Raw genomic sequence first — 26,940 nt, forward strand, 5'->3', positions numbered from 1 at the left:
GAACCGCCGAACCGCCGAACCGCCGAACCGCCGAACCGCCGAACCGCCGAACCGCCGCTCAGCCGCTCAGCCGCTCAGCCGCTCAGCCGCTCAGCCGCTCAGCCACCCAGCCACCCAGCCACCCAGCCACCCAGCCGCGAAACGATCAGCCCGCGGCGCGCAGCCGCGCGTCGAGCTCGCCGAGCTGCGCGGGCGTGCCGACGTTCTCCCACAACCCTTCGTACAGTTCGCCGCTCGCGCGGCCGGCTTCGATCGCCGCGCGATAGTACGGCGTCAGCGCGCGCCGCGTGCCGGGCGCGAGATCGCGGAACATCCGTGTGTCGTACAGGCCGATGTTGCCGAACGTGAAGCGCGCGGCGCCGTCGAGCGCCAGGCGGCCGTCGTCGCCGAGCGCGAAGTCGCCGGCCGGGTGGAACGGCGGGTTCGGCACCATCACGAGGTGCATCGCCGGCGCGTCGAGCGCGGCCATCCTGGCGGCGCGCGGCGCGAGCGTCCGGTAGTCGAAGGCGCAGTACACGTCGCCGCTGACCGCCGCGAACACGGCCGGTTGTCCGTCGCGCTCGAGCAGCGGCAACGCCTGCGCGATGCCGCCCGCGGTTTCCAGTGCCTCGCCTTCGGCCGAGTACGCGAGCCGCACGCCCCAGCGCGACCCGTCGCCGAGCGCGGCCTCGATCTGTTCGCCGAGCCACGCGTGGTTGATCACGATCGTCTCGATACCCGCGCGTGCGAGCGCTTCGATCTGCCACACGATCAGCGGCTTGCCGCCTGCTTCGAGGAGCGGCTTCGGGCGGGTGTCGGTGAGCGGGCGCATCCGTTCGCCGCGCCCGGCGGCGAAGATCATCGCCGTCGTCAGGGTGGTGCTCATGTTCGGCCGGGTGTCAGGAGAGTCGGAACGATCAGAACGTATAGCCCACGTCGGCCGGCGCGTTGCCCTCGAGCTCGTCGAGCAGCTTCGCGAACGGCACGAGCGGGCGGTAGCGCAGCGCGACCTTGCGCGCATACGCGATGAAGCGCGGCAGGTCGTTCAGGTAATGGGGCTTGCCGTCGCGGTAGTTGATGCGCGCGAACAGGCCGAGCACCTTGATGTGGCGCTGCAGCCCCATCCATTCGAGCTGGCGGTAGAACTCGCCGAAATCGGGATCGACCGGCAGCCCGGCCTTTTTCGCTTTTTCCCAGTAGTACGCGAAGCAGTCGAGCTCGAACTCCTCGTCCCAGCTGATGAAGGCGTCGCGCAGCAGCGACACGACGTCGTACGTCAGCGGCCCGTAGACGGCGTCCTGGAAGTCGAGGATGCCCGGGTTCGGCTCGCACACCATCAGGTTGCGCGGCATGAAGTCGCGCAGCATGAAACCCTGCGGCTGCGCGTGGGCGCTCGCGACCAGCAGCGCGAAGGTGCGGTCGAGCGTGCCACGCATCGCGTCGGTGACGGGCTTGCCGAGGTGGCGGCCGACGAACCATTCGGGCATCAGCTCCATCTCGCGGCGCAGGAATGCCTCGTCGAACGGCGGCAGCACGTCGGGTTTCGACGTGAGCTGGAAGCGGATCAGCGCGTCGAGTGCTTCGCGCATCAGCGGTTTCGCGGCGGCCGAGTCCGCCGGATCGAGCACCGAGATGTACGGCTTGCGGCCGAGATCGGTCACGAGCATGAAACCCGCGTCGAAATCGTGGGCCAGCACGTCCGGCACGTGGTCGCCGGCCGTGGCGAGCAACTGCGCGACCTTGACGAACTCGCGGCACTTCTCGGGCGGCGGCGCGTCGACGGCGATCAGCGTGCCGCCGGCGCTCGTGGCCGACGCAATCCGGAAATAGCGGCGGAAACTGGCGTCCGACGATGCGGGCGCGAGGGTCGACAGGTCGAGCGCGTAGCGCTCGGCGAGCGGGTGCAGCCACGCGGTGAGCGCTTCGAGGCGGGCGTCGGGCTGGGATGCGGCGGATGGGGGCGTCATGAAACTCGGAGGAGGGGGGAACGTCTTGCCATATAATACCCCACGACTTTTTTGACGCACCCCGCGTCAGCTTTCCGCCGTGCAGGCCCGCCGCCTGTCGCGCCGCCACCCGATCGCCCCCCCGGTTTGCGCTCAGCCGCAGTCGCGGTGCGACGGCGCGGCCCGCCGTGCGCGAATGTGCCGCGACGGCGCGGTTGACAAGGGGCGATTCGCCAAACGATAGATGCCGCCCAAACCGCTATTCCCGAATGTTTTCCCCGGTGACGGGGTGCCGCGCAAACGGCGGCTCGCGCTCGCGCTCCTGGCCGTGCCCGGCCTCGTGCCGGCCGTGTCGTACGCGCAGCTGTCGGGCGCGGCCGCGCAGCCGCAGCCGCTCGACTCGCCGTGGGATCTGCGTCTCGCGCCCCAGCTCGAGGATCGCCCGCTGAAGGAGGGCGCGAAGCCGGCCGCCTTCGTGATCGCCGACCACACGAGCGGCACGGCCGAGCAGGATCTCGCCGCGAAGGGTTCGGCCGAGCTGCGGCGCGGTGACGCCGTCGTGAAGGCCGACGCGATCCACTACGATCAGGATACCGACATGGCCGATGCGTACGGCCAGGTCAGGGTGATCAATTCCGGCACGTCGTTCGCGGGCCCCGAGGCGCACCTGAAGATCGAGGCGAACCAGGGCTTCATGACGGCGCCGAAGTATCACTTCAACGTGACGGGCGGCTCGGGCAGCGCGGAGCGTGTCGACATGGTCGACAACGAGCGCTCGGTGTTCGTCAACGGTACGTATACCGCGTGCCAGTGCTCGACGAACCCCGCGTGGTACATCAAGGGCAGCCGCTTCGACTTCGACACGGGCGCCGACGAAGGCACCGCGCGCAACGGCGTGCTGTTCTTCCAGGGCGTGCCGATCTTCGCGAGCCCGTGGATGACGTTCCCGCTGTCGGGCGAGCGGCGCAGCGGCCTGCTGCCGCCGACGTTCTCGGTGAACTCGAGCAACGGCTTCGAGCTGACGCTGCCGTACTACTTCAACATCGCGCCGAACCGCGACCTGACGCTCACGCCGCGCATCATCTCGCGGCGCGGCGTGATGACCGAGGCGACGTTCCGCTACCTGTCGCCGTCGTATTCGGGCACGTTCACGGCCAATTACCTGCCGGATGATCGGCTCGAGCACCGCAACCGCTACGCGATCTACTGGCAGCACCAGCAGAACTTCGGCGGCGGTTTCGGCGGCTACGTCTACTACAACAAGGTCTCGGACAATCTGTATCCCGAACAACTGGGTTCGTCGAACCAGTTCATCAACGGGACGCAGACGCTGTACCAGCAGGAAGCGGGCCTCACGTACAACAAGGGCCCGTGGTCGGTGCTCGCGCGCTACCAGCACTGGCAGACGCTGCCGCAGTCGATCGCGCCGTACAGCCGTGAGCCGCAGTTGAACGTGAAGTACGCGAAGTACAACGTCGGCGGGTTCGACTTCGGTGCGGAAGCCGACTATTCCCGGTTCCGCATCACGACGGCCGATTCGACCGAAGGCGACCGGGTCGTCTTCAATCCGTACATCGCGTACGGCGTGTACGGCCCCGGCTACTTCGTCGTGCCGAAGGTCCAGTACCACTTCGCGTCGTACGACCTGAACTACCTGTCGTCGACCACGCCGAACAACCCGAAGCGCTTCACCGAGTCGATTCCGACCGTGAGCTTCGACTCGGGCCTCGTCTTCGACCGATCGGTGCACCTGTTCGGCCAGGACTTCATCCAGACCCTCGAGCCGCGCCTGTACTACGTGTACACGCCGTATCGCAACCAGTCGAACGCACCGCTGTTCGACACCGTCGATTCGGACTTCGGCCTCGCGGAGATCTACCAGCCGAACACGTACGTCGGCAACGACCGGATCGCCGATGCGAACCGGATCACGGCCGGGCTCACGTCTCGCTTCATCGATCCGCGTACGGGCGACGAGCGCGCGCGCTTCGTGATCGCGCAGCAGTACTACTTCGCCGATCAGCGCGTCACGCTGAATTCCACCCAGCCGGCCGCGCAGGCGCGCCATTCGGACCTGATCGTCGGCGCTTCGTTTAAGCTCGGCTCGGGCTTCATGTCGGAAACGGCGTTCCAGTACAACCAGAACAACAACCAGCTTGCGAAGTCGAGCGTGGGGTTCGGTTACAGCCCGGGCGAGCGCAAGGTGATCAACGTCGGCTACCGCTATACGCGGGCGACGCCCACGCTCGACAACCAGCCGATCAACCAGTTCCTGGTGTCCGCGCAATGGCCGCTCACGCGCCGCCTGTATGCGATCGGCCGCTTCAACTACGATCTCGCCGGCGATCGCGTGGTCGATGGTCTGGTCGGCTTACAATACGACGCGGATTGCTGGGCGCTCGGGGTCGGGGTGCAGCGGGCGGCGAACGGCATCAATTCGTCCGGGCAGCAGAATTCGTCGACGCGCTTCATGATGCAGCTCACGCTCAAGGGCCTGTCGACCATCGACAACGGCCTCGTGTCCGCGTTCCGCGCCGGGGTGCCGGGCTACACGCCGCTGCCGCCGCCGCCGCCGCCGATGTCCCGCTTCAGCAACTACGAGTAACGCCGGCTTGTCTGCACCGGTCAGCACGATTTCAATGGAGTTCCAGTGGCAATGAAGAAAACCCTTCGTTTCGCGGCAGTCGTGTCCAGCCTCGCTGCGGCCGCCGCGCTGCTCGCCTCTGCGCCGGCCGCGGCGCAGGCGCTCGGTTCGCAAGGTGCGCAGCTCGCCGACGAAGTCGTCGCGGTCGTCAACAACGACGTGATCACCGGCCGCGAACTCGACCAGCGTGCCGGCCTGATCGCGCGCCGGCTGCAGCAGCAGAACGCCCCCGTGCCGCCGACCGACCAGTTGCGCGCGCAGGTGCTGAACCAGATGGTGCTCGAGCGTATCCAGGTGCAGAAGGCCAAGGACGACGGGATTCGCATCGACGACGCGACGGTACAGTCCACGCTGCAGCGCCTCGCGCAGGCGAACGGCATGACGCTCGACCAATACCGCGCGCGTCTCGAGGCGCAAGGCGTGCCCTGGAGCATCTTCACGAGCGATGCGCGCACCGAACTGATGCTGTCGAAGCTGCGCGAGCGCGAGGTCGACGGCAAGATCACCGTGTCGGACGCCGAGGTCGCGAACTACATCGCGAGCCAGCGCGGGCCGAACGCGTCGCAGCAGCAGGACCTGCGTTTCCAGCACATCTTCATCAAGGCACCGACCAACGCGCCGCAGGCCGACATCGAAGCCGCGCAGAAGAAGGCTGACGCGTTGCTGCAGCAGGCGAAGTCGGGTGCCGATTTCGAAAAGCTCGCGAAGAACAATTCGGAAGCGAACGACGCGAAGAAGGGCGGTGACCTCGGCTTCAAGTCGCCGAGCGCGCTGCCGGCCGACGTCGTCGACGCCGCATCGAAGCTGCGCCCGGGCCAGGTCAACCCGACGCTGATCCGCGTGCCGGACGGCTTCGAGATCGTGCGTCTCGTCGATCGTCGCCAGAGCCAGGGCGCGTCGGCCGCGGCACCGAAGATCGTCCAGACGCACGTGCGCCACATCCTGTTGCGCGTGGGCGAAGGCAAGTCCGAAGGCCAGGCGCGCCAGCAACTGGCCGACATCCGCAACCAGGTCGAAGCCGGCGGCGATTTCGCGAAGTTCGCGCGCACGTATTCGCAGGACGGTTCGGCGTCGCAGGGCGGCGATCTCGGCTGGATCAGCCCGGGCGAGACCGTGCCGGAATTCGAGCGCGCGATGAACAACCTGCAGGACGGCCAGATCAGCCAGCCGATCCGCACCGAGTACGGCTATCACCTGATCCAGGTGCTGGGCCGCCGCGAAGCGGAAGGTTCGGTGCAGCAGCAGATGGATATCGCGCGCCAGGCGATCGGCCAGCGCAAGGCCGAGCAGGCGTATGCCGACTGGCTGCGCGAGCTGCGCGATTCGTCGTACGTGCAGTACAAGATCGGCGGCGTCGGCCCGGCGAACTGAGCGAGCTTCCGATGACCACGCCCGCGCTGCAGATCGCGATCACGACCGGCGAACCCGCGGGGGTCGGCCCGGAACTGACCGTGCAGGCGCTGCGTGATGCCGCGCAGCGCTGGCCCGACGCGCATTTCACCGTGCTCGGCGATGCGGCGCTGCTCGACGCGCGCGCGGCAGCCGTCGGCGCCGACCGGGCCACGCTGGCCGGCAGCGGGCCGGTGTCGGTCGCGCATCACGCGCTCGCCGTGCCCGCACAGGCGGGCAGGCTGGACGCGGCGAACGGCCCTTACGTGCTCGGGCTGCTCGACGCGGCGATCGATGGTGCGCTGGCGGGCCGGTACGACGCGATCGTCACCGCGCCGTTGCAGAAGAGCACGATCAACGATGCGGGCGTGCCGTTCACCGGCCATACCGAATACCTGGCGGAGCGCACGCATACGCCGCGTGTCGTGATGATGCTGGCCGGTACCGGCCACCGGCCGCTGCGCGTGGCGCTCGCGACCACGCATCTGCCGCTGAAGGACGTGTCGGCCGCATTGACGGTCGACGGGCTCGTCGAGACGCTCGCGATCATCGATCGCGACCTGCGGCGCGACTTCGGTCTGGCCGCGCCGCGCATTCTCGTGACGGGCCTGAACCCGCACGCGGGCGAGAACGGTTATCTCGGCCGCGAGGAGATCGACGTGATCTCGCCGGCTCTGGCCCGCGCGAACGCGCAGGGCATCGACGCGCGCGGCCCGTATCCGGCCGACACGCTGTTCCAGCCGCGCCACCTCGCCGATGCCGATTGCGTGCTCGCGATGTTCCATGACCAGGGCCTGCCCGTGCTGAAGTACGCGACGTTCGGCGAGGGCATCAACGTGACGCTCGGGCTGCCGATCATCCGTACGTCGGTCGATCACGGCACGGCACTCGATCTGGCCGGCACGGGCCGCGCGGATCCGGGCAGCATGATCGCCGCGCTCGACACGGCCGTCACGATGGCGCGCCATCGCCGCACCGCCTGACGCGGCCCGGCTTTACCTCATTCGTCGTATTTTTCGTTTTACTCAGTCGATGTCGAACAGCAGACAGCACCAAGGCCATTTCGCGCGCAAGCGCTTCGGGCAGAACTTCCTCGTCGATCACGGCGTGATCGACTCGATCGTCGCGACGATCGGCCCCGCGCGCGGCCAGCGCATGGTCGAGATCGGCCCCGGGCTCGGCGCGCTGACCGAGCCGCTGATCGCACGCCTCGCGACGCCCGAGTCGCCGCTGCATGCGGTCGAGCTCGACCGCGACCTGATCGGGCGCCTGCAGCAACGCTTCGGCGCGCTGCTCGAACTGCATGCAGGCGATGCGCTCGCGTTCGACTTCCGCTCGCTCGCGGCACCTGGCGACAAGCCGTCGTTGCGGATCGTCGGCAACCTGCCGTACAACATTTCCAGCCCGCTGCTGTTTCATCTGATGACGTTCGCCGACGCGGTCATCGACCAGCACTTCATGCTGCAGAACGAGGTCGTCGAACGGATGGTCGCGGAGCCGGGCACGAAGGCGTTTTCGCGTCTGTCGGTGATGCTGCAGTACCGCTATGTGATGGAAAAGATGCTCGACGTGCCGCCGGAATCGTTCCAGCCGCCGCCGAAGGTCGATTCGGCGATCGTCCGGATGATTCCGTACGAGCCGCACGAACTGCCGGATGTCGATCCCGGGCTGCTCGGCGAAATCGTCACCGCGGCGTTCTCGCAGCGCCGCAAGATGCTGCGCAATACGCTCGGCGACTATCGCGAGACGATCGATTTCGATGCGCTCGGCTTCGATCTCGCGCGCCGTGCGGAGGATGTGAGCGTGGCCGAATACGTCGGCGTGGCGCAGGCGCTGGCGAAAGTGCGCAAGGCCGCTGAGTAACGGCAGCGCGTGCGTCATGCGCGCGTCGCACGCCGGCTCGAGGTTCACGAGGCTGCCCAGTCGGGCAGCCTTTTTCATTTTCCCCGCGCCGTTTTCGTCGATGCCGGGCGGCCACCGGGTGTCGTTACGCGCGTCGGCGCGGCGGCGCGTTGACGAGCGCGATGCCCGTCAGTACGAGCGCGGCCGCCGACATGAAGCGCCAGCCGACCGATTCGCCGAGCAGCAGCACGCCGAACGCAACGCCGAACAGCGGCGACAGGAACGTGAACACGGACAGTCGTGACGCGCTGTAGCGCGTCAGCAGCCAGAACCACGACAGGTAGCTGACGAACGCGACGATCACCGACTGGTACGCGAGGCTCGCGACCGCGATCGGCGTGACGTGCGCGAACGACACCTGGCCGAACAGTGCGGCCAGCGCGACCAGCACGACCGCCGATACCGCGAGCTGGTAGAACAGCGTCTTGCTTGCGCTCGCCCGTGCGAGTGCCGTCGAGCGCACGACGACGGTCGTCGCGGCCCACATCGCGCCGCCGAGGATCCCGAGCGCATCGCCGGCGAGCCCGGCCAGCACGGAGGCGCCTGGCGCGCGCGGTTTCAGGAAGCCGTCCGCGAACGCGAGCGCGATGCCGGCGAATGCCAGGCCGACGCCGGCCCACTGCGTGCGCTGCAGCCGTTCGCCGGGTGCGAACAGGTGGAGGCCGAGCGCGGTGAAGCACGGCGCCGTGTACAGGAAGATCGCCATGTGCGACGCACTCGTCAGCGTCAGCCCGAAGAACACGCAGATGAATTCGCCGGCGAACAGCGCGCCGGCCGCGAGGCCCGCGCCGAACGTGCCGTCCGCCTGAAACAGCGGCGTACCGCGCGAGCGGGCCCAGCCCCACAGCAGCGCCGCCGCGATCACCGAGCGCAGCCCGGCCTGGAACATCGGCGCGATCGCGGCGTTCGTGCTCTTGATCGCGACCTGCTGGAAGCCCCAGATCGCGCACAGCAGCAACATCAGGCCGACGGCGCGCATGTCGAGCGCGCGGCGCACGGGGGCAGCGAGTGCACTCATCGGCGAACCGCGCCGGTTCGGTGCGGCGGCTGCGGGATCGGGAGGCGGGCGCATCCGGCGCGCTCGAATCGGCGGTGTCGCACGGCAGTGTGGCGGTAAGGGGGAGTGGGTGGTCGCGTTCGGGCGGTGGATCGCATGCCCGCTTTTGGTGCGAGGTGGAAGGATGTTACCCGATCCGCACGGTGGCCGGGCGAGCAGGGTCGTGTTGTGTTCCGCCGTTGCCCTTGCGCCGGCAGGCGCGTTACCCGCCGGGCGCCCCGGCTAGGCGCCCCCAACGAAGTTCACCCGACTCTGGTAGAGTTCCCGGTTCTGGAAAGTCCCCACAGGAGTACAACACATGCGATTTCTGCATACGATGCTGCGAGTCGGCGATCTCGACCGCTCGATCAAGTTCTACACCGAATTGCTCGGCATGAAGGTGCTGCGCCGCGACGACTATCCGGAAGGCAAGTTCACGCTCGCATTCGTCGGCTACGAGGACGAAAGCACGGGCACGGTGATCGAGCTGACCCATAACTGGGATACGCCGGCCTACGATCTCGGCAACGGCTTCGGCCATCTCGCGCTGGAAGTCGACGACGCGTACGCGGCCTGCGACAGGATCAAGGCGCAAGGCGGCAAGGTCACGCGCGAAGCGGGCCCGATGAAGCACGGCACGACCGTGATCGCGTTCGTCGAGGATCCGGACGGCTACAAGATCGAGTTCATTCAGAAAAAGGCGCACTGAGCGCCGGATGAACCGGGCCGTGGCGTGTGATGCGCGCGGCGGCAAAAAAGGGCGATGCGGAGTGACCCGCATCGCCCTTTTTCGTGGGCGGCGAAGCCGTGCGCATCAAAGCGACGGCAGCAGCTCGGGCGGGTGATGCTTGAGCGTGTGGCGCGCTTCGCGGAACTCGGGGAAGATCGACTCGACGGTCTGCCAGAAGGCCGGGCTGTGATTCATTTCGCGCAGGTGCGACAGCTCGTGCGCGACGACGTAGTCGATGATCGACATCGGGAAATGGATCAGCCGCCAGTTCAGGCGGATCTTGCCGTCGCTCGAGCAACTGCCCCAGCGCGTCGCGGCCGACGACAGCGCATACATCGAATACGTGACGCCGAGCTTCTCCGCGTACACCGCGAGGCGTTCACCGAAGATCCGCCGGGCTTCGCCCTGCAGCCAGCCCTGCACGCGATCCTTGATCTGCTGCATGTCGGCCTGCACGGGCAGCGGCAGCGAGAGCCGCAATGCATCGGCGTCGAATGCGACCGCGCCCGCGCCGAGCGCGATCGTCACCGTCTTGCCGAGATAGGGCAGCTGCGCGCCGTCGCGCCAGTCGATCTGCGGCAGCGCGCGCTGCTCGGTGCGCGTCTTCCACTCGGCGAGCTTCGCGAAGATCCAGCGTTGTTTCTCGGCGATCGCGGCTTCGATGTCGGCGAGCGTGACCCAGCGCGGCGCGGTGATCGACAGCCCGCTGCCGTCGATCGTGAAGCCGATCGTACGGCGCGCCGAGCGTTTCAGGCGGTATTCGAGCACGCGGCTGTCGAGTGCGAACGTCCGCACGCGCGAGCGGTCGGGCGCGGGGCCCGGATCGAGGGGCGCAGCGGGGGCCGCTTCGGTCGGCGCGGGCGGAGCGGCGGGCGCAGACGGTGCGGCGGCCGGCCCGTCGAAGAGCGGCAGATCCATCTGGCGATGATCGAGGGCCACGACGGCAGGCCGTGGCCGCGGACGCTGTTTCATCAGTTCGCTTCTTTTTGTCGTACGCAACGGCTGCCACCCGGGGGCGTCAGACACGCGCGGCATCGCGCGTGCCGGCGTTGCCCGCCTGGCGATACGAATCCGGATCGATCCGGCGCATTTCCGCTTCGATCCATGCTTCGACCTGCGAGTTCAATGCATCGGGCGTCAGCCCCTCGCTGGGGATCGGCTTGCCGATCGACACGGTGACGACACCCGGGAATTTCGTGAACGAGTTGCGCGGCCACACCCGGCCTGCATTGTGCGCGATCGGTACGACGGGTGCACCGGTTTCGATCGCGAAGCGCGCGCCACCCGTCTTGTACTTGCCCTGCTTGCCGACCGGCGTGCGCGTGCCTTCCGGGAACATGATCATCCATGCGCCTTCCGACAGGCGCTTCTTGCCCTGGCGGATCACCGACGTGAACGCGTTCTTGCCTTCCTTGCGGTTGATGTTGACCATGTGCAGCAGCCCGAGCGCCCAGCCGAAGAACGGCACGTACAGCAGCTCGCGCTTGAACACGTAGCAGAGCGGTTTCGGCATCAGCGCGGGAAACGCGAGCGTTTCCCATGCGGACTGGTGCTTCGACAGCAGCACGGCCGGGCCGTCGGGCAGGTTCTCGTAGCCCTCGATCCGGTAGCGGATGCCGTTCAGCCAGCGCACGACCCACAGCGTGGACTTGCACCAGCCGGCCGCCATCCAGTAGCGCGCGTCGGCGCGCATGAACGGAAAGGCGATGAAGCACGCGGTGGCGTACGGCACCGTGTACACGACGAAGTAGATCAGCAGCAGCAGGGAGCGGACGAAGCGCATCGGCGTAAGTCTGGCGTTAGGGAGGATGCGCGCGGCGGCCGCATCACTCGTGTTCGTGTGAAAGGAAATCGAGCGCGAACGCGCGCAGGTCGTCGTGGACCTTCGTGCCGGGCGGCAGGTTGCCGGCGGCGAGCGTCTTCTTGCCCTTGCCGGTGAGCACGAGGTGCGGCTGGCAGCCGACCGCGACGCCGGCCTGCAGGTCGCGCAGCGAATCGCCGACCACCGGCGTGTGATCGGGATCGATCTCGAAGCGCTCGGCGATCATCTGCATCATCCCGGGTTTCGGCTTGCGGCAGTCGCAGTGATCCTCGGCCGTGTGCGGGCAGAAGAACACCGCGTCGATCCGCGCGCCGACCGCGGCCGCCGCGCGATGCATCTTCAGGTGCATCTCGTTGAGCGCGGCCATGTCGAACAGCCCGCGACCGATGCCGGACTGGTTGGTCGCGACGACCACGCGATACCCCGCGTGGTTGAGCCGGGCAATCGCCTCGAGGGCGCCGGGCAGCGCGATCCATTCGTCGGGCGTCTTGATGAACGCATCCGAATCGACGTTGATCACGCCGTCCCGGTCGAGGACGACGAGCTTTCGGTTGGGGCTGGTCGGCATCGTGCGGCCCTTATGCGGCGAGCTTCGAGATGTCGGCGACGCAATTCATCTGCTGGTGCAGCGCGGACAGCAGCGCGAGACGGTTCGCGCGCAGTGCCGGATCTTCCGCGTTGACCATCACGTCGTTGAAGAACGTGTCGACCGGTGCGCGCAGCGCGGCGAGCGCCGACAGCGCGCCCGTGTACGCACGCGCCTCGAGCTGCGACTGCACGTGCGGCGTCACGGCCGCGAGCTGTTCGTGCAGCGCCTTCTCGGCGGCCTCGACGAGCAGCGTCGGCTGCACCGCACCGTTCGCACCGCCTTCCGACTTCTTCAGGATGTTCGAGATCCGCTTGTTCGCGGCGGCGAGCGCTTCGGCTTCCGCGAGGCGCGTGAATTCGCGCACCGCGTCGAGGCGTGCGACGAGATCGTCGACGCGCGTCGGGTTCAGGCTCAGTACCGCGTCGATTTCGCCGGCCGAATAGCCGCGCTCGCGCAGCAGGCCGCGCAGGCGATCCATGAAGAACGCGAGGATCGCGTCGGTCGATTCGGCGACGCCCGGCACGCCTTCGAAGCGCGCATGAGCCGTGCGCAGCAGCGACACGAGATCGAGCGGCAGCTGCTTCTCGAGCAGCAGGCGCAGCACGCCGAGTGCGTGGCGGCGCAGCGCGAACGGATCCTTCTCGCCGGTCGGCGCGAGGCCGATCCCCCAGATGCCGACGATCGTCTCGAGCTTGTCGGCGAGCGCGACGGCGGTCGACACGGGCGTGGTCGGCAATGCGTCGCCGGAGAAACGCGGCTGGTAGTGCTCGGCGCACGCGAGCGCGACGTCGTCGGCTTCGCCGTCGTGGCGCGCGTAGTACGTGCCCATCGTGCCCTGCAGTTCCGGGAACTCGCCGACCATGTCGGTCAGCAGGTCGGCCTTCGCGAGGCGCGCGGCGCGCTTCGCGTGCGCGGCGTCGGCGCCGATCGCGGGGGCGATCTCGCCGGCCAGCGCCTCGAGTCGCTCGACGCGCGCGAGCGCCGAACCGAGCTTGTTGTGATACACGACGTTCGCGAGCTGCGGCACGCGGTCGGCGAGCGGCTTCTTCTTGTCCTGCTCGAAGAAGAACTTCGCGTCGGCGAGGCGCGGGCGCACGACGCGCTCGTTGCCTTCGATGATCTCGCCCGGCGTCTTCGTCTCGATGTTCGACACGATCAGGAAGCGCGAGCGCAGCTTGCCGGCGACGTCGGTCAGCGCGAAATACTTCTGGTTCGTCTGCATCGTGAGGATCAGGCATTCCTGCGGAACCTGCAGGAATTCGTCCTCGAAGCGGCACGGGTAGACGACCGGCCATTCGACCAGCGACGTCACTTCGTCGAGCAGCGACTCGGGCATCACGACGGTATCGCCGTTCGCGTGTTCGTTCAGCTGCGTGCGGATCGTTTCGCGGCGATCGGCGAAGTGGGCGATCACGCGGCCCTTGTCGCGCAGCGTGTCGGCGTACGCGCGCGCATGCTGGATCGCGACGAGGCCGTCGGACAGGAAGCGGTGGCCGAGCGTCGTATCGCCGGCATCGACGCCGAATGCGGTGACGGGCACGACGCGGTCGTCGTGCAGCACCGTCAGGCGATGCACCGGGCGCACGAACTTCACGTCGGAGCCGTCCGGGCGCTGGTAGGTCATCACTTTCGGGATCGGCAGCTTCTCGAGCGTTTCGTCGAGCGCGGCCTGCAGGCCGTCGGCGAGCGTCGCGCCGGCTGCCGAATAGTTGATGAAGAACGCTTCGGCCTTGCCGTCCTGCGCGCGCTCGAGATCGGCGATCGACAGGTTCGGGTGGCCGAGCGCCGCGAGCTTCTTCGCGAGCGGGGCGGTCGGCTTGCCTTCGGCGTCGAGCGCGACCGACACGGGCAGGACCTTTTCGCGGACCTGCTTTTCAGGGGCGACGGCGCGCACGTTCTGCACGACGACGGCGAGGCGGCGCGGCGTGGCGTAGCGTTCGAACACGAGTTCGCCGTCGACGAGGTCGCGTGCCGCGAGGCGTTGCGCGAGGCCTTCGGCGAATGCGTCGCCGAGGCGCGCGAGGGCCTTCGGCGGCAGCTCTTCGGTCAGCAGTTCGACGAGCAGGGGGGCGGGATGATTGTGCGTCATGTCTGGAATAAATCTCGTCTCGTCAGTCCTGATCGATCTTGCGTTCGACCTTGAGCGGCGGCGCCCATGCCGGCTGCGCGGCATCCTGGGCGTCGGTGGTGAGGCCCGGCACGCCCGGCGGGTTGCCGAGCATCGGGAAGCCGAGCTTCTCGCGCGAGTCGTAGTAGGCCTGTGCGACGAGACGCGACAGCGCGCGGATGCGGCCGATGTACGCTGCCCGCTCGGTGACCGAGATCGCGCCGCGCGCGTCCAGCAGGTTGAACGTGTGGCCGGCCTTGAGGACGAGCTCGTACGCGGGCAGCGCGAGCTGCGCGTCGATCATCTTCTTCGCTTCCGCTTCGTAGCTGTTGAAGAACGTGAACAGCAGGTCGACGTTCGCGTGCTCGAAGTTGTAGGTCGACTGCTCGACCTCGTTCTGGTGATAGACGTCGCCATACGACAGGCGGCGCAGCTCGGGGCCGTTCGGGCCTTGCTCTTCCCACTCGGTCCACACGAGGTCGTACACGTTCTCGACCTTCTGCAGGTACATCGCGAGGCGCTCGAGGCCGTACGTGATCTCGCCGAGCACCGGCTTGCAGTCGAGGCCGCCGACCTGCTGGAAATACGTGAACTGCGTGACTTCCATCCCGTTCAGCCACACTTCCCAGCCGAGGCCCCACGCGCCGAGCGTCGGGTTTTCCCAGTCGTCCTCGACGAAGCGCACGTCGTTCTGCTGCAGGTCGAAGCCGAGCGCCTCGAGCGAGCCGAGGTACAGGTCGAGGATGTTTTCCGGTGCCGGCTTGAGCACGACCTGGTACTGGTAGTAGTGCTGCAGGCGGTTCGGGTTCTCGCCGTAGCGGCCGTCCTTCGGGCGGCGCGACGGCTGCACGTACGCGGCGCGCCACGGCTCGGGGCCGACCGCGCGCAGGAACGTGTGCACGTGCGACGTGCCTGCACCGACTTCCATGTCGATGGGCTGGAGCAGGGCGCAACCCTGCTTGTCCCAGTAGGACTGCAGCGTCAGGATGATTTGCTGAAACGTAAGCATGAAGAGCCTTCGTGGCGCTGGCGCTCCGTTGCGGGCGGCGCTCCGGGCGGGGCCCGGAGGGTCGGCTCGCGCGGCGGCGCGGCTTGTTAGTGTGCTGAAACGCGTAATTTTACCGGATCGGCGAGCGGATGCGGCCGGAACGCGGGCGGGCGTGCCGTCGGCCCCGTCCGGGCGGCCTGCGCGGGCATGGCCGGCGCGCGCCGGGCGGCCGCGCGCGGCAGGTCGCGACGCGCGTGCCGCACGGCTTCGCACGGGCGTTAAGATGCGCGTATTGCGGTGCGCGCGACGCGTGCCGCGCCACCGCTTGCCGATCCCGACTGCATGGACGAACCGACCGACATCCTCATTCCGCTGCTTCCGCCCTTCCTCGCGCTGCTCGGGCAGGCCGCCGACGCGCAGGCGCGCGGCGAGGCCGCCGCGCACGATCTGTGGCTGGCCGCCGCCGCGCACCTGCATGCGGTCGACGCCGATGCGCTCGCGCAGCTCACCGGCGCGCTCGTCACGCGGCAGCGCACGGCCGATGCGGTCGCGCTCGCCGAATGCGCGGCGCGCGTGCAGCCGGGCGCGACCGCGTACTTCAATCTCGGCTACGCGCTGCAGATGGCCGGTCGTCACGCGGACGCCGTGGCGCCGTATCGCGCGGCGCTGGCGCTCGATGCCGGGCGGCCGTCGCTGCGCAACAACCTCGCGATCGCGCTGCGGCTGTCGGGCAGCGACCGCGCGGAGGAGATCGCGCTGCTCGACGCGGCCGTGCGCGCCGATCCGTCCGACGTGCAGGCATGGATCAACCTCGTCGTCGCGCGGATCGCGACGCACGACCTGGACGGCGCGCTCGCGTGCGCCGCGCGGCTCGTGGAACTTGCGCCCGACAACGCGCTCGCGATGAACAACGTCGCGATGGCGATGAAGGAGGCGCAGCGCTGGGACGACGCCGAGCGCTGCGCGGCGCGCGCGTGCGAGCTGGCGCCCGACGACGCGTCCTACCGTTTCAACCTGGCGATCATCCAGCTCGTGCGCGGCAACCACGCGGCCGGCTGGCGCGGCCACGAGGCGCGCTGGGACGGCGCGGGCGAATTGCGCGGCCGCCGGCCGGTGTTGCCGGGCCCGCGCTGGCAGGGCGAGCCGCTCGCCGGCAAGACGCTGCTCGTGTGGGGCGAGCAGGGGCTCGGCGACGTGCTGCAGTTCTGCCGCTTCGTCGCGCCGCTCGCCGAGCGCGTGCATCGCGAGGGCGGCCGGCTCATATGGAACACGTTTCCGCAGGTGGGCACGCTGATGCAGCGCAGCCTCGGCGCGCATGCGGATGCGTTCAGCGCGGGCGGCGGCGTCGACGTGCTGCCCGCCTTCGATTACGAAATACCGCTGATCGGCCTGCCGCTGATGCTCGGCATGGAAGCGTCGACGCTCGCGTCGTCGGTGCCGTACCTGCATGCCGATCCGCCCGCGCGCGACGCGTGGCGCGCGCGGCTCGCGGGCGACAGCCGGCTGAAGGTCGGGCTCGTGTGGACGGGCAGCGCGGGGCACCAGCGCAATCCGTTCCGGCGCGTCGGGCTCGAGCGTTATGCCGACGCATTCCGCGGGATCGACGGCGTCGCGTTTCATTCGCTGCAGCCGGGTGCGCAGGCGGATGTCGCGGCGGCGCGCGCGGCCGGCTTCGCGATCGAGGACTTCACGGCGGAACTGACGAGCTTCGACGATACGGCCGCGTTCATCGGCGCGCTGGATCTCGTGATCACCGTGTGCACGTCGGTCGCGCATCTGGCGGGCGCGCTCGGCGCGCGCACGTGGGTGCTGCTCGACGTGAATCCGCACTGGCCGTGGTTGCTCGAACGCACGGACAGTCCGTGGTACCCGACCGCGACCCTGTACCGGCAGCCGGCGTTCGGCGCGTGGGAGCCCGTGATGGATGCGGTGAGCCGCGACCTGCGGCGCCTGTCTGCGCAGCCGGTTCAGGCGGCGGGGTCGGCGGGGTCGGCCCGGCGGGCCTGAGCGGCCGGCCGGTTCGCGGTCAACGGCCGCTGCATGCGGCGGCCGCCACCACGCGCTGCGCGGTGGCGGCGTGCCGCATCATTTCGGCGGGGCGTCGCCGTTGTTCCTGCCGTTGCGCCGGCGCAGCCCGGGGCCGAACGTGAAGCCGAACGCGAGCAGCACCAGCGACACCGCGAGCACGATGTTGTTGCCGCTCGTCACGTAAGGCGTGAAGCCGCTCGTGCCTTCGATCCGCACGTCGAGCGAGCCGATCGTGAACGGCTTCAGCTGGCCGAGCACGCGGCCGCGCGCATCGATCGCGGCCGTCATCCCGGTGTTGGTCGAGCGCAGCATCGGCCGGCCCGTCTCGAGCGAGCGCATCCGTGCGATCTGCAGGTGCTGGTCGAGTGCGATCGTGTCGCCGAACCACGCGAGGTTCGTCACGTTGACGAGCACGCCCGGCGGCTGCGGGTTGTCGCGGATCGTCGCGGCGATTTCCTCGCCGAACAAGTCCTCATAGCAGATGTCGGCCATCACCGGCTGGTTGTGCACGAGGAACGGCTTCTGCACCGGCGCGCCGCGCGCGAAGTCGCCGAGCGGCATCTTCATCAGGTCGACGAACCACCGGAAACCCCACGGGATGAATTCGCCGAAGGGCACGAGGTGGTGCTTGTCGTAGTGATAGATGTCGCGCGAATTCGGCGTCACGCCGTAGAGACTGTTCGTATAGTCGACGTAGTGGCCGTCCTCGGTCACCGATGCGCCGACCGCGCCGAACAGCACGGCCGAGCCCGTCGTGTCGCTGAACTTGCGGATCGCGACGGCGAACGGCTCGGGCAATTCCTGGATCATCACCGCGATCGCGGTTTCGGGCGTGACGATCAGGTCGGCCGGCTTCTCGACGATCATCTGCGTGTACATCTTGATCGCCGCGTCGATGCCCGCTTCCTCGAACTTGATGTCCTGCTTCACGTTGCCCTGCAGCAGCCGCACGGTGAGCGGCGCGTTCGCGGGCACGGTCCACGTGACCTGCGACAGCCCGAGACCGGCCGCGATCAGCGCGACCGCGATGCCGGCCGGCGCGGCGATGCGCACACGCGCATTGCCGGCACGGGGTTCGGCGAGCGGCGACGGCCGGGCGGCGGCGAGCGCCTGTACGACGAGCGCGGCGAACAAGGCGAGCACCCACGCGATCCCGTACACCCCGGCGACCGGCGCGAAGCCCGCGAACGGGCCGTCGACCTGCGGATAGCCGCTTGCGAGCCACGGGAAGCCGGTGAAGACGGTGCCGCGCAGCCATTCGCCGAGTGCCCATGCGCTCGCGAATGCGAATGCGCCGTGCCAGGTCGGCGAAAACGGCCGCGGGTCGGGCGTGCGGCGATGCCACGCATGGCCTGCGCAGAACGACCACAGCCCGGCGGAGAACGCCGGGTACAGCGACAGGTACAGCGAGAACAGCACGAGCGCGCCGCCCGCGAGCGGCGCGGCCATCTCGCCGTAGACGTGCATGCTGATGTAGAGCCACCAGATGCCGCTGATGAAGTTGCCGAAGCCGAACGCGCCGCCGGTGAGCGCGGCGCTGCGCCAGCTCCCGGTGCGCGTGAGCTGCGCGAAAAACCAGACGAATACGACGAGTTGCAGCCAGCCGCCATGCGGCGTCGGCGCGAAGCTGAGCGTATTGGCGGCGCCGGCGAGCAGCGCGGCCGGGTAGTGCCAGCGCGGCAGCGCGCGCCCGGGAGGCGGCGCGAGAAGACCGCCAGCCGGGCGGGACAGGATCGGATCGTCCATGTGAAGCGAAGGTGGGCGAGCGGTTGTGGAACGCGCGGCTGGCGCGCGACGGTCAGTCCTCGTGCGAGGTTTCGGCGCGACGGCTCGCGAGCGGATTGCGGCGCACCAGCAGCACGTGGACCTGGCGCGCATCGCCGCGCTGGATCTCGAACACGAGGTTGCCGAGCTGCAGCTTCTCGCCGCGATGCGGGACGCGGCCGAAATGATGCGTGATCAGCCCGCCGATCGTATCGACTTCGTCATCCGGGAAATCGGTGCCGAACGTCTCGTTGAACTGTTCGATCTCGGTAAGCGCACGCACGCGGTAGCGGCCGTCGGGCCCCGAGATGATGTTGCCGGCTTCCTCGTCGAAATCGTATTCGTCCTCGATGTCGCCGACGATCTGCTCGAGCACGTCCTCGATCGTGATCAGGCCCGCGACGCCGCCGTATTCGTCGACGACGATCGCAAGGTGGTTGCGGTTCACGCGGAAGTCGTGCAGCAGCACGTTCAGGCGCTTCGATTCGGGAATGAACACGGCCGGGCGCAGCATCCCGCGCACGTCGAATTCCTCTTCGGCATAGAAACGCAGCAGATCCTTCGCGAGCAGCACGCCAATGACGTTGTCGCGGTTCTCCTCGTACACGGGGTAGCGCGAGTGCGCCTTTTCGAGGACGAACGGGATGAAATCCTCGGGCTTGTCGGCGATGTTGATCGCGTCCATCTGTGCGCGCGGCACCATGATGTCGCGCGCGCACAGGTCGGACACCTGGAACACGCCTTCGATCATCGACAGCGAATCGGCGTCGATCAGGTTGCGTTCGTGGGCGTCCTGGAGGATTTCCAGCAGCTCGCCGCGGGATTCTGGCTCGGGCGAGATGAAGTCGGTCAGGCGCTCGAGCAGCGAGCGCTTTTCTTGCGGTTTGTCGGTTGGCTTACGACTGGGATACGAATCGTTCATGGTGGTGCGCCCGGGTCATGCCGGAGCGCGCTGTCACGGAGTAGGCAAGGATACACCAAGGGCACGACGCGACCGTGTCACACCGGCCGCACGGCCAGGGTGGGCAGCGCGTACGGGCCCCGCTCTCGGACGGCCGCGCCGGGCGCGACATCGTCCTCGCGTCCATCCTATCCCAGAAAAGGGCGGCGGGGCAGCGGCGAAAAAAACGGGTGCGGACGGGAAGCGGAGCCGTGACGCGGAAAAGCGTTCGGCCGGGGTGGTGAGCGGCGGCATTCTGCCGCACGCGGACTTCGCCCGGCCGCGGTTCAGAACCGCATGCCGGCCGAGCAGCCGCCGGCGGCCGCGCCGTTGGTCGCGGCGCCGCCGCAGCCGAGTATTCCGCAGCCGGACAGCGCGACGCTCGCGGCGACGATCAGCGCGGCAACCCTGCAACGCGACCAGCGAGACGGTTTCATCGGTCTTGCCCTCGCAAGAATGCGCCCACGGCGCGGCAGCGCGTGGCGGCGAGCCGGGCGCCGTGCCGCGTCACCGGCATCGCGCGAGCAGCCCTTCGAGCGCGCGATCGGGGATGCCGCTCGCGCGCAGCGCGTCGACCGTGCGGCTGACGTAGTCGAGCGTCGTGCCGTAGCGGCCGGCCGCGCAACTGAACACTTCCCTGACGACGGGGTCGGGCAGCTTGCCGGTATAGGTCGGCGCTTCGCGGCGCATCACGAACGCGAGTGCGTTCACGCGCTCGCCGTTCTCGAGCGAGCACGGCAGCCATGCGGGCCGGTACGAACCCATCGGCATCTCGCGTTTCCACAACGTTTCGAGGTGCGGTTGCGCGGTCGGGCCGGCGAGCCGGAACGCGATGCCCGAGCACGAGCCGCCGCGATCGAGCGCGAGCACGAGGCCCGGGCGTTCGGGCGTGCCGCGGTTCACGCGCGACCACAGGTAGAGCCCGCGATGATAGCCGTGCACCTTGCCGCGTATGGCTGCGACGGTCGGCAATCCCGGGTTCCAGATCAGCGAGCCATAGCCGAACAGCCACAGATCCTGCCGGCCGTCCCAGTCGCGCATCGTGTGCGCGAGCGACGCCGCGAGTTCGTCTTCCGTCAGCAGGCGCCCGTCGCCGATCGACGGCGGGTAGGCGGGCGAGAGCGTCGCGGCGTTGCGCATCGTGCGGACGGCTTACTGGTACGGGTTCGGGAAGCCCAGCTTCGCGAGGATGTCGACTTCGAGCGCTTCCATTTCGGCTGCGTCCTCGTCGCTCGTCTCGTGGTCGTAGCCCTGCGCGTGCAGCGCGCCGTGCACCAGCAGGTGCGCGTAATGGGCGGTGAGCGGCTTGTCCTGGTCGTGCGCTTCCTTCTCGACGACCGGGCAGCACAGCACGAGGTCGCCGATCACGGTGCCGTCGGGCGCCGCGTCGTACGCGAAGGTCAACACGTTGGTCGGATAGTCCTTGTGGCGGTAGCCGGCGTTCAGCGTGCGGCCTTCTTCTTCGCCGACGAAGCGCACGGTGAGCTGCGCGCTGGCGAACAGCGCCGGTTCGAGCCATTCGGCGATCAGCTTGCGCTTGGGCAGCGTCTTGCGCACGTCGCTCGTGATCTCGTCGCCGTACTGCACGGACAGGTCGAGCTCCGGCTCGCGCAGTGCGTCTTCGGTGTCGTCCTCGCGCGGTGCGGGCTCGGCACCCACGTGCAGCGTCACGCTGTCGTAGTGCTCGGGCTGCAGCGCGATCTTCGCGCGCATGGCCGGATCGTTGTGCTGCGCGACGATTGCGACGGCGGCTTCCCCGGAACTGCCCGACAGGTCGAACATCAGGCTGCGGCCGTCAGGGAAGTCGATGCGCAGCCCTTGTGCGTTGACGGTCCGGGCCTTGCCTTTCGCATCGAACAGCGAAAGGCGGGGGGAGGCGGGCGCGGCGGACTGGGCGCGCCCGGACTTGCGGGAACGGGAGGATTTCATGACGCGTGCGGCGATTGGGACGCGTTGAGGATACACCAAACGGCCGATCGCACCCGAATTCGCGCAGGCGAAAAAAAGCCCGGCGCGCCGTCTGGCGGGCCGGGCCGGGCTGTCAGGCCGGGCGGCGTGCGGGTGCCGCCGGCCGGTCAGCCGTCCTGGTGCTGAGCGTGGAATTCGTCGTACGCCTCGACGATGCGCGCGACGAGTGGATGGCGCACGACGTCGGCGCTCGTGAAGCGCGTGAGCGCGATGCCGCGCACGCCGCCGAGCACCTGCTGCGCCTCGACGAGGCCGCTCTTGTGGCCGCGCGGCAGGTCGACCTGGCTCGTGTCGCCGGTCACGACCGCCTTCGAGCCGAAGCCGATCCGCGTGAGGAACATCTTCATCTGCTCGGGCGTCGTGTTCTGCGCCTCGTCGAGGATGATGAACGCGTGGTTCAGCGTGCGGCCGCGCATGTACGCGAGCGGCGCGATCTCGATCATCTGGCGCTCGAACATCTTCGCCGTCTTGTCGAAACCGAGCAGGTCGTACAGCGCGTCGTACAGCGGACGCAGATACGGGTCGACCTTCTGCGCGAGATCGCCCGGCAGGAAGCCGAGCCGCTCGCCGGCCTCGACGGCCGGGCGCGTCAGCACGATCCGCTTGACCTGGTCGCGCTCGAGCGCGTCGACCGCGCAGGCGACCGCGAGGTAGGTCTTGCCGGTGCCGGCCGGCCCGATGCCGAACGTCACGTCGTGCGACAGGATCTGCTTCAGGTATTCGCGCTGCGCCGGCGTGCGGCCGCGCAGGTCGGCACGCCGCGTGTAGAGCTTCGGCGCGGGCTCCTCGTCCGGCTCGCTGGCGTCGAGCTGGACGACGGGGTCGTCGAACGGATGGTCGGGGTCGCCGCGGAAGCGCACGTCGAGCGTGTCCTGGCGGCCGTTGCCGCCCGTGTGGCGCACCTCGACCAGCGCGAGCTGGATGTCGTCGACCGACAGCGCATCGCGCGCGCGGTTGTAGAAGTTCTCGAGCGCGGCGAGCGCGAGCTTGGCGCCGCGCCCGCGGATCGCGATCCGGTGGCCGCGTCGCGACAGCGTGACGTCGAGCGCCTGTTCGATCTGCCGCAGGTTCTCGTCGAGCGGGCCGCAGAGGTTGGCGAGGCGCGCATTGTCGTCGCGCGGCGCGACGAATTCCAGTGCTTGGGTCGGCTTCAAAGTGGCGTCGGGCTCCAGTGGAACGTCAGTGCGTGGCCGCGCTCGCGTCGTCGCTCACGAGCACGAGCTCGCCGCGCAGCGAATGCGGGTACGCGTGGTTGATCTTCACGTCGATCATCTGGCCGATCAGGCGCGGGTGCGACGCGAGCGGCGCCGGGAAATTCACGACCCGGTTGTTCTCGGTGCGGCCCGCGAGTTCGTTCGGGTCCTTGCGCGACGGGCCCTCGACGAGGATCCGCTCGACCTTCCCGACCATCGACTGGCTGATGCGCGCGACGTTTTCCTCGATGGTCGCCTGCAGATGTTGCAGGCGTTTGAGCTTGACCTCGCGCGGCGTGTCGTCGTGCAGGTTCGCGGCCGGCGTGCCGGGGCGCGGGCTGTAGATGAACGAGAAGCTGGTGTCGTAGCTCATCTCGTGCACGAGCGCCATCATCTTGTCGAAATCGTCCTCGGTCTCGCCGGGGAAGCCGACGATCATGTCGGTCGACAGCGACAGGTCCGGGCGGATCGCGCGCAGCTTGCGGATCACCGACTTGTATTCGAGCACCGTGTAGCCGCGCTTCATCGCCATCAGGATGCGGTCGGAGCCGTGCTGCACGGGCAGGTGCAGGTGGCTCACGAGCTTCGGCACCTTCGCGTAGGTGTCGATCAGCCGCTGCGTGAACTCCTTCGGGTGCGACGTCGTGTAGCGGATCCGCTCGATGCCCGGGATGTCGGCGACGTATTCGATCAGCGTCGCGAAATCGGCGATCTCGGTCGAGCCGGCCGCCAGCGCGCCCCGATAGGCATTCACGTTCTGGCCGAGCAGCGTGACTTCGCGCACGCCCTGGTCGGCCAGGCCGGCCACCTCGGTCAGCACGTCGTCGAGCGGGCGCGACACTTCATCGCCGCGCGTGTACGGCACCACGCAGTAGCTGCAGTACTTCGAGCAGCCTTCCATGATCGACACGAACGCGCTCGGCCCCTCGACGCGCGCGGGCGGCAGGTGGTCGAACTTCTCGATCTCGGGGAAGGTGATGTCGACCTGCGCGCGGCCGCTCTCGCGGCGCGCGTCGATCATCTGCGGCAGGCGGTGCAGGGTTTGCGGGCCGAACACGAGGTCGACGTACGGCGCGCGCGACACGATCGATGCGCCTTCCTGGCTGGCGACGCAGCCGCCGACGCCGATCAGCAGGCCGGGCTTCGCTTCCTTCAGCTCGCGCACGCGGCCGAGATCGGAGAACACCTTCTCCTGCGCCTTCTCGCGCACCGAGCACGTGTTGAACAGGATGATGTCCGCGTCTTCCGGCGTGTCGGTCTTTTCGAGGCCTTCGGCCGCATTCAGCACGTCCACCATCTTGTCCGAGTCGTACTCGTTCATCTGGCAGCCGAAGGTCTTTACGTAAACTTTCTTGGTCATGGGGATTCGCCGTTCGCAGTGGTTGACCTGGGGGCGTCGTCAAGAGTGAATCGGGACGGCCGCGCGCCGCACGCGGATCGCGCGCAGCCAGCATGTGAAAAGCCGTCGGGAAAGCTTTCCATTATAGCTTTTCACGCTGCCCGGGACGGGCGGCGGGTTGCGGCCGCGCGACGCCGGCCGGCGCGTTCCGACCCTCGAGCCGCGATGCGCCGGCCGTCAGCGGCACGCGTTCAGCAGGTCGTCGTGCGCAGCTTCCTCGCGTGCGAAGCGTTCGGCGAGAAAGTCGAGCAGCACGCGCACGCGCGGCGCCATGTAGCGCTTGCCGGGATAGATCGCGTGCAGCGGCGCGCTCTGGTGCCGCCAGTCGGGCAGCAGGACCTTGAGCCGCCCGGCGCGGATGTCGTCGGCGACATCCCAGATCGAGTTCAGCACGATGCCGCGGCCGCGCAGCGCCCATTCGCGGGCGAGGCCGCCGTCGTTGGTCTCGAACGCGGTGGCGAGCGGCACCGTGCAGGTCTGCGTGTCGTCGCCGCGCGTGAAGCGCCACGTGTTCATCGGCCCGGACGCGATCGTGATCACGTTGCATGGAAAGCGGGCCAGATCGTGTGGATCGCGCGGCACGCCGTGGCGTTCGACGAACGACGGCGCCGCGCACGGCACGCGCCGGTCCGCGGCGAGCCGGCGGGCGATCAGCGCACCGTCGGGCGGCGCGGCGAAACGGATCGCGAGGTCGATCTCGTCCTGCCACAGGTTCACCGTCGAGTCGGACGCCGTCAGCGAGAACGTCACGTCCGGGTAAAGCGCGGTGAATTCGTCGAGCCAGTCGAGCAGCCGGCGGCGGCCGAAATCGGACGTCGCCGACAGCCGAACCCGGCCGGCGACCACGTTGCGGCCGGCCTGGAGCAGCGCGTTTGCGTCGTCGAGCGCCTGCAACGCCTGCCGGCAGCCGTTCAGGTACAGGCGCCCCTCGTCGGTGAGCCGCAACTGCCGGGTCGAACGGTCGAGCAGCCGGGTGGCGACCGCCGCCTCGAGCTTCGCGAGTCGCGCGCTCGCGGCGGCCGGCGTGAGGTTCAGCTTGCGCCCGGCGGCGGACAGGCTGCCCAGTTCGGCCGCCTCGACGAACAGCCGGATATCGCCCAGTCGGTCCATGCGATTTTCCAGAAATATTTGAAAATGGTTCAAACGCCACGCCAATTATCAAATAGCGATGTCTTCGGGACAATGCGCACATCCTGCCTTTTGTGCGGTGCGGCACCGACCGGGCGCCGCGTCCGCCGCCTTCCGGAGAACGTCATGCCCATTCCGTTACTGGCGCTTGCGATCAGCGCCTTCGCCATCGGTACCACCGAGTTCATCATCATGGGCCTGCTGCCCGAAGTGGCGCACGACCTGGCCGTGTCGCTGCCGTCGGCCGGCCTGCTGGTCACCGGCTACGCGCTCGGTGTCGCGGCCGGCGCGCCGCTGCTCGCGGTGCTGACGAGCCGCATGCCGCGCAAGGCCGCGCTGCAGCTGCTGATGGCGATCTTCATCGTCGGCAACGTGCTGTGCGCGACCGCGTCCGGCTACGCGATGCTGATGGTCGCGCGCGTCGTCACGTCGTTCGCGCACGGGTCGTTCTTCGGCATCGGCGCGGTGGTCGCCGCGTCGCTCGTGCCGGCCGACAAGCGCGCGAGCGCGATCGCGCTGATGTTCACGGGGCTCACGCTGTCGAATGTGCTCGGCGTGCCGTTCGGCACGTTCGTCGGGCAACTGCTCGGCTGGCGCGCGTCGTTCTGGATCGTCGCCGGGCTCGGCGTGCTGGCGCTCGGCGGCGTCGCCGCGCTCGTGCCGAACCGTCACGACAGCGGGCCGGGCGGCCTCGGCCACGAAGTGCGCGTGCTGAAGGAGCCGCAGGTGTGGCTCGCGCTGTTGATGACCGTGCTCGGCTTCGGCGGCGTGTTCGTCGTGTTCACGTACATCGCGCCGATCCTCGAGACCGTGTCCGGTTTCTCGCCGCGCTCGGTCGCGCTGATCCTCGTGCTGTTCGGCGCGGGGCTGACGATCGGCAACACGCTCGGCGGCAAGTTCGCCGACCGCGCGCTGATGCCGTCGCTGATCGCGATCCTCGTCGCGCTGATGGCCGTGATGGCCGTCTTCGCGAAGACGAGCCACCTGCCGGTCGCGGCCGCCGTCACCGTGTTCGTGTGGGGGATCGCCGCGTTCGCGACGGTGCCGCCGCTGCAGGCGCGCGTGGTCGAGAAGGCCGCGAGCGCGCCGCATCTCGCGTCGACGCTCAACATCGGCGCGTTCAACGTCGGCAATGCGGGCGGCGCGTGGCTCGGCGGCCTTGCGCTGGAACACGGTCTCGCGCTCGATGCGCTGCCGTGGGTCGCCGTCGCGGTGACGTTCGCGGCGCTCGTCGTCACGTGGTTCGCGATGCGGCTCGACACGCGCGGGTCGGCACGCGGTGCGGCGCCGGCGGCGCAATGAGCGAGCCCGGCGGCGCGACGCGATAGCGGCGGGAAACGGGGCGCGAGAAACGCATTCCTCCGCGATGCTGATAACGGTGTGAAGAT

23 protein-coding genes are annotated in these 26,940 nt (G+C 68.7%); 7 read left to right on the forward strand and 16 right to left on the reverse strand.

The window, feature by feature from the left end; all coding sequences use genetic code 11:
• Positions 1–145 precede the first annotated feature (145 nt).
• Both murU and VK92_RS33680 read right to left on the reverse strand, forming a co-directional pair.
• Positions 146–865, reverse strand: coding sequence for an N-acetylmuramate alpha-1-phosphate uridylyltransferase MurU (gene murU, locus VK92_RS33675; RefSeq protein ID WP_048025967.1), 720 nt, complete (start codon positions 863–865; stop codon positions 146–148).
• A gap of 31 nt (positions 866–896) precedes the next feature.
• Positions 897–1,946 carry an aminoglycoside phosphotransferase family protein gene (locus tag VK92_RS33680; RefSeq protein WP_048025968.1) on the reverse strand — a complete coding sequence of 350 codons (1,050 nt, stop codon included), beginning with the start codon at positions 1,944–1,946 and terminating at the stop codon, positions 897–899.
• Positions 1,947–2,169: 223 nt separating this feature from the next.
• On the opposite strand from VK92_RS33680, the gene VK92_RS33685 reads away from it, so the two are divergent.
• From VK92_RS33685 to rsmA, 4 genes are read left to right on the forward strand one after another with little or no spacing between them, the layout of a single operon-like run.
• Positions 2,170–4,530, forward strand: a complete 2,361-nt coding sequence (locus VK92_RS33685; protein ID WP_048025969.1) for an LPS-assembly protein LptD — start codon at positions 2,170–2,172, stop codon at positions 4,528–4,530.
• 51 nt (positions 4,531–4,581) lie between these two features.
• Entirely contained in the window at positions 4,582–5,940 is a 1,359-nt protein-coding gene (locus VK92_RS33690) for a peptidylprolyl isomerase (RefSeq protein WP_027789167.1), read from the forward strand.
• 11 nt (positions 5,941–5,951) lie between these two features.
• The gene (pdxA, locus tag VK92_RS33695) at positions 5,952–6,941 is read left to right on the forward strand and encodes a 4-hydroxythreonine-4-phosphate dehydrogenase PdxA (protein ID WP_021161203.1); all 990 of its coding nucleotides are present in this window, start codon (positions 5,952–5,954) and stop codon (positions 6,939–6,941) included.
• Positions 6,942–6,990: 49 nt separating this feature from the next.
• On the forward strand, positions 6,991–7,821 hold the full coding sequence (gene rsmA / locus VK92_RS33700) for a 16S rRNA (adenine(1518)-N(6)/adenine(1519)-N(6))-dimethyltransferase RsmA (RefSeq protein WP_027789169.1): 831 nt from the start codon (positions 6,991–6,993) through the stop codon (positions 7,819–7,821).
• Positions 7,822–7,945: 124 nt separating this feature from the next.
• On the opposite strand, the gene VK92_RS33705 is transcribed toward rsmA, so the two are convergent.
• Positions 7,946–8,878, reverse strand: a complete 933-nt coding sequence (locus VK92_RS33705) for a DMT family transporter (protein WP_042976163.1) — start codon at positions 8,876–8,878, stop codon at positions 7,946–7,948.
• Between the two features lie 337 nt (positions 8,879–9,215).
• Between VK92_RS33705 and gloA the strand changes: the two genes are divergently transcribed.
• Positions 9,216–9,605, forward strand: coding sequence for a lactoylglutathione lyase (gloA, locus tag VK92_RS33710; RefSeq protein WP_021161200.1), 390 nt, complete (start codon positions 9,216–9,218; stop codon positions 9,603–9,605).
• Between the two features lie 105 nt (positions 9,606–9,710).
• On the opposite strand, the gene VK92_RS33715 is transcribed toward gloA, so the two are convergent.
• From VK92_RS33715 to glyQ, 5 genes are read right to left on the reverse strand one after another with little or no spacing between them, the layout of a single operon-like run.
• On the reverse strand, positions 9,711–10,598 hold the full coding sequence (locus VK92_RS33715; protein WP_027789172.1) for a M48 family metallopeptidase: 888 nt from the start codon (positions 10,596–10,598) through the stop codon (positions 9,711–9,713).
• Between the two features lie 46 nt (positions 10,599–10,644).
• Positions 10,645–11,409 (reverse strand): lysophospholipid acyltransferase family protein, encoded by a 765-nt coding sequence (locus VK92_RS33720; RefSeq protein WP_021161198.1) that lies wholly within the window; start codon positions 11,407–11,409, stop codon positions 10,645–10,647.
• Positions 11,410–11,452: 43 nt separating this feature from the next.
• Entirely contained in the window at positions 11,453–12,016 is a 564-nt protein-coding gene (gene gmhB, locus VK92_RS33725) for a D-glycero-beta-D-manno-heptose 1,7-bisphosphate 7-phosphatase (protein ID WP_042976157.1), read from the reverse strand.
• Positions 12,017–12,026: 10 nt separating this feature from the next.
• Positions 12,027–14,126 (reverse strand): glycine--tRNA ligase subunit beta, encoded by a 2,100-nt coding sequence (gene glyS, locus VK92_RS33730; RefSeq protein WP_048025971.1) that lies wholly within the window; start codon positions 14,124–14,126, stop codon positions 12,027–12,029.
• Positions 14,127–14,148: 22 nt separating this feature from the next.
• The gene (gene glyQ, locus VK92_RS33735) at positions 14,149–15,153 is read right to left on the reverse strand and encodes a glycine--tRNA ligase subunit alpha (protein ID WP_011885965.1); all 1,005 of its coding nucleotides are present in this window, start codon (positions 15,151–15,153) and stop codon (positions 14,149–14,151) included.
• A gap of 321 nt (positions 15,154–15,474) precedes the next feature.
• On the opposite strand from glyQ, the gene VK92_RS33740 reads away from it, so the two are divergent.
• On the forward strand, positions 15,475–17,139 hold the full coding sequence (locus tag VK92_RS33740; RefSeq protein ID WP_048025985.1) for a tetratricopeptide repeat protein: 1,665 nt from the start codon (positions 15,475–15,477) through the stop codon (positions 17,137–17,139).
• 78 nt (positions 17,140–17,217) lie between these two features.
• Here the strand turns inward: VK92_RS33740 and lnt are convergent, their stop codons facing one another.
• From lnt to VK92_RS33775, 8 genes are all read right to left on the reverse strand, one after another.
• A complete protein-coding gene (gene lnt / locus VK92_RS33745; protein ID WP_021160149.1) occupies positions 17,218–18,906 on the reverse strand; it encodes an apolipoprotein N-acyltransferase in 1,689 nt (562 codons plus the stop codon).
• 52 nt (positions 18,907–18,958) lie between these two features.
• Entirely contained in the window at positions 18,959–19,846 is an 888-nt protein-coding gene (locus VK92_RS33750) for an HlyC/CorC family transporter (RefSeq protein ID WP_021160150.1), read from the reverse strand.
• Between the two features lie 305 nt (positions 19,847–20,151).
• Positions 20,152–20,301, reverse strand: a complete 150-nt coding sequence (locus VK92_RS42665; RefSeq protein WP_021160151.1) for a hypothetical protein — start codon at positions 20,299–20,301, stop codon at positions 20,152–20,154.
• A gap of 70 nt (positions 20,302–20,371) precedes the next feature.
• Positions 20,372–21,004: a gamma-glutamylcyclotransferase gene (locus tag VK92_RS33755; RefSeq protein ID WP_048025972.1), complete on the reverse strand. Its 633-nt coding sequence runs from the start codon at positions 21,002–21,004 to the stop codon at positions 20,372–20,374.
• Positions 21,005–21,016: 12 nt separating this feature from the next.
• Positions 21,017–21,793, reverse strand: a complete 777-nt coding sequence (ybeY, locus tag VK92_RS33760; RefSeq protein ID WP_048025976.1) for an rRNA maturation RNase YbeY — start codon at positions 21,791–21,793, stop codon at positions 21,017–21,019.
• A 146-nt stretch (positions 21,794–21,939) separates the two neighbouring features.
• A complete protein-coding gene (locus VK92_RS33765) occupies positions 21,940–22,986 on the reverse strand; it encodes a PhoH family protein (protein ID WP_021160154.1) in 1,047 nt (348 codons plus the stop codon).
• Positions 22,987–23,011: 25 nt separating this feature from the next.
• Complete coding sequence (gene miaB / locus VK92_RS33770) at positions 23,012–24,385, reverse strand: tRNA (N6-isopentenyl adenosine(37)-C2)-methylthiotransferase MiaB (protein WP_048025977.1); 1,374 nt, start codon at positions 24,383–24,385, stop codon at positions 23,012–23,014.
• A gap of 216 nt (positions 24,386–24,601) precedes the next feature.
• Entirely contained in the window at positions 24,602–25,534 is a 933-nt protein-coding gene (locus VK92_RS33775; protein WP_048025978.1) for a LysR family transcriptional regulator, read from the reverse strand.
• A 144-nt stretch (positions 25,535–25,678) separates the two neighbouring features.
• Here VK92_RS33775 and VK92_RS33780 point away from each other — a divergent pair, with 144 nt between their 5' ends.
• Positions 25,679–26,854 (forward strand): MFS transporter, encoded by a 1,176-nt coding sequence (locus VK92_RS33780; protein WP_021160157.1) that lies wholly within the window; start codon positions 25,679–25,681, stop codon positions 26,852–26,854.
• The last annotated feature ends 86 nt before the right edge of the window (positions 26,855–26,940 follow it).

It is taken from the genome of Burkholderia sp. LK4 (assembly GCF_001043615.1).
In the GTDB taxonomy this organism is placed as follows: Bacteria; Pseudomonadota; Gammaproteobacteria; order Burkholderiales; family Burkholderiaceae; genus Burkholderia; species Burkholderia cepacia.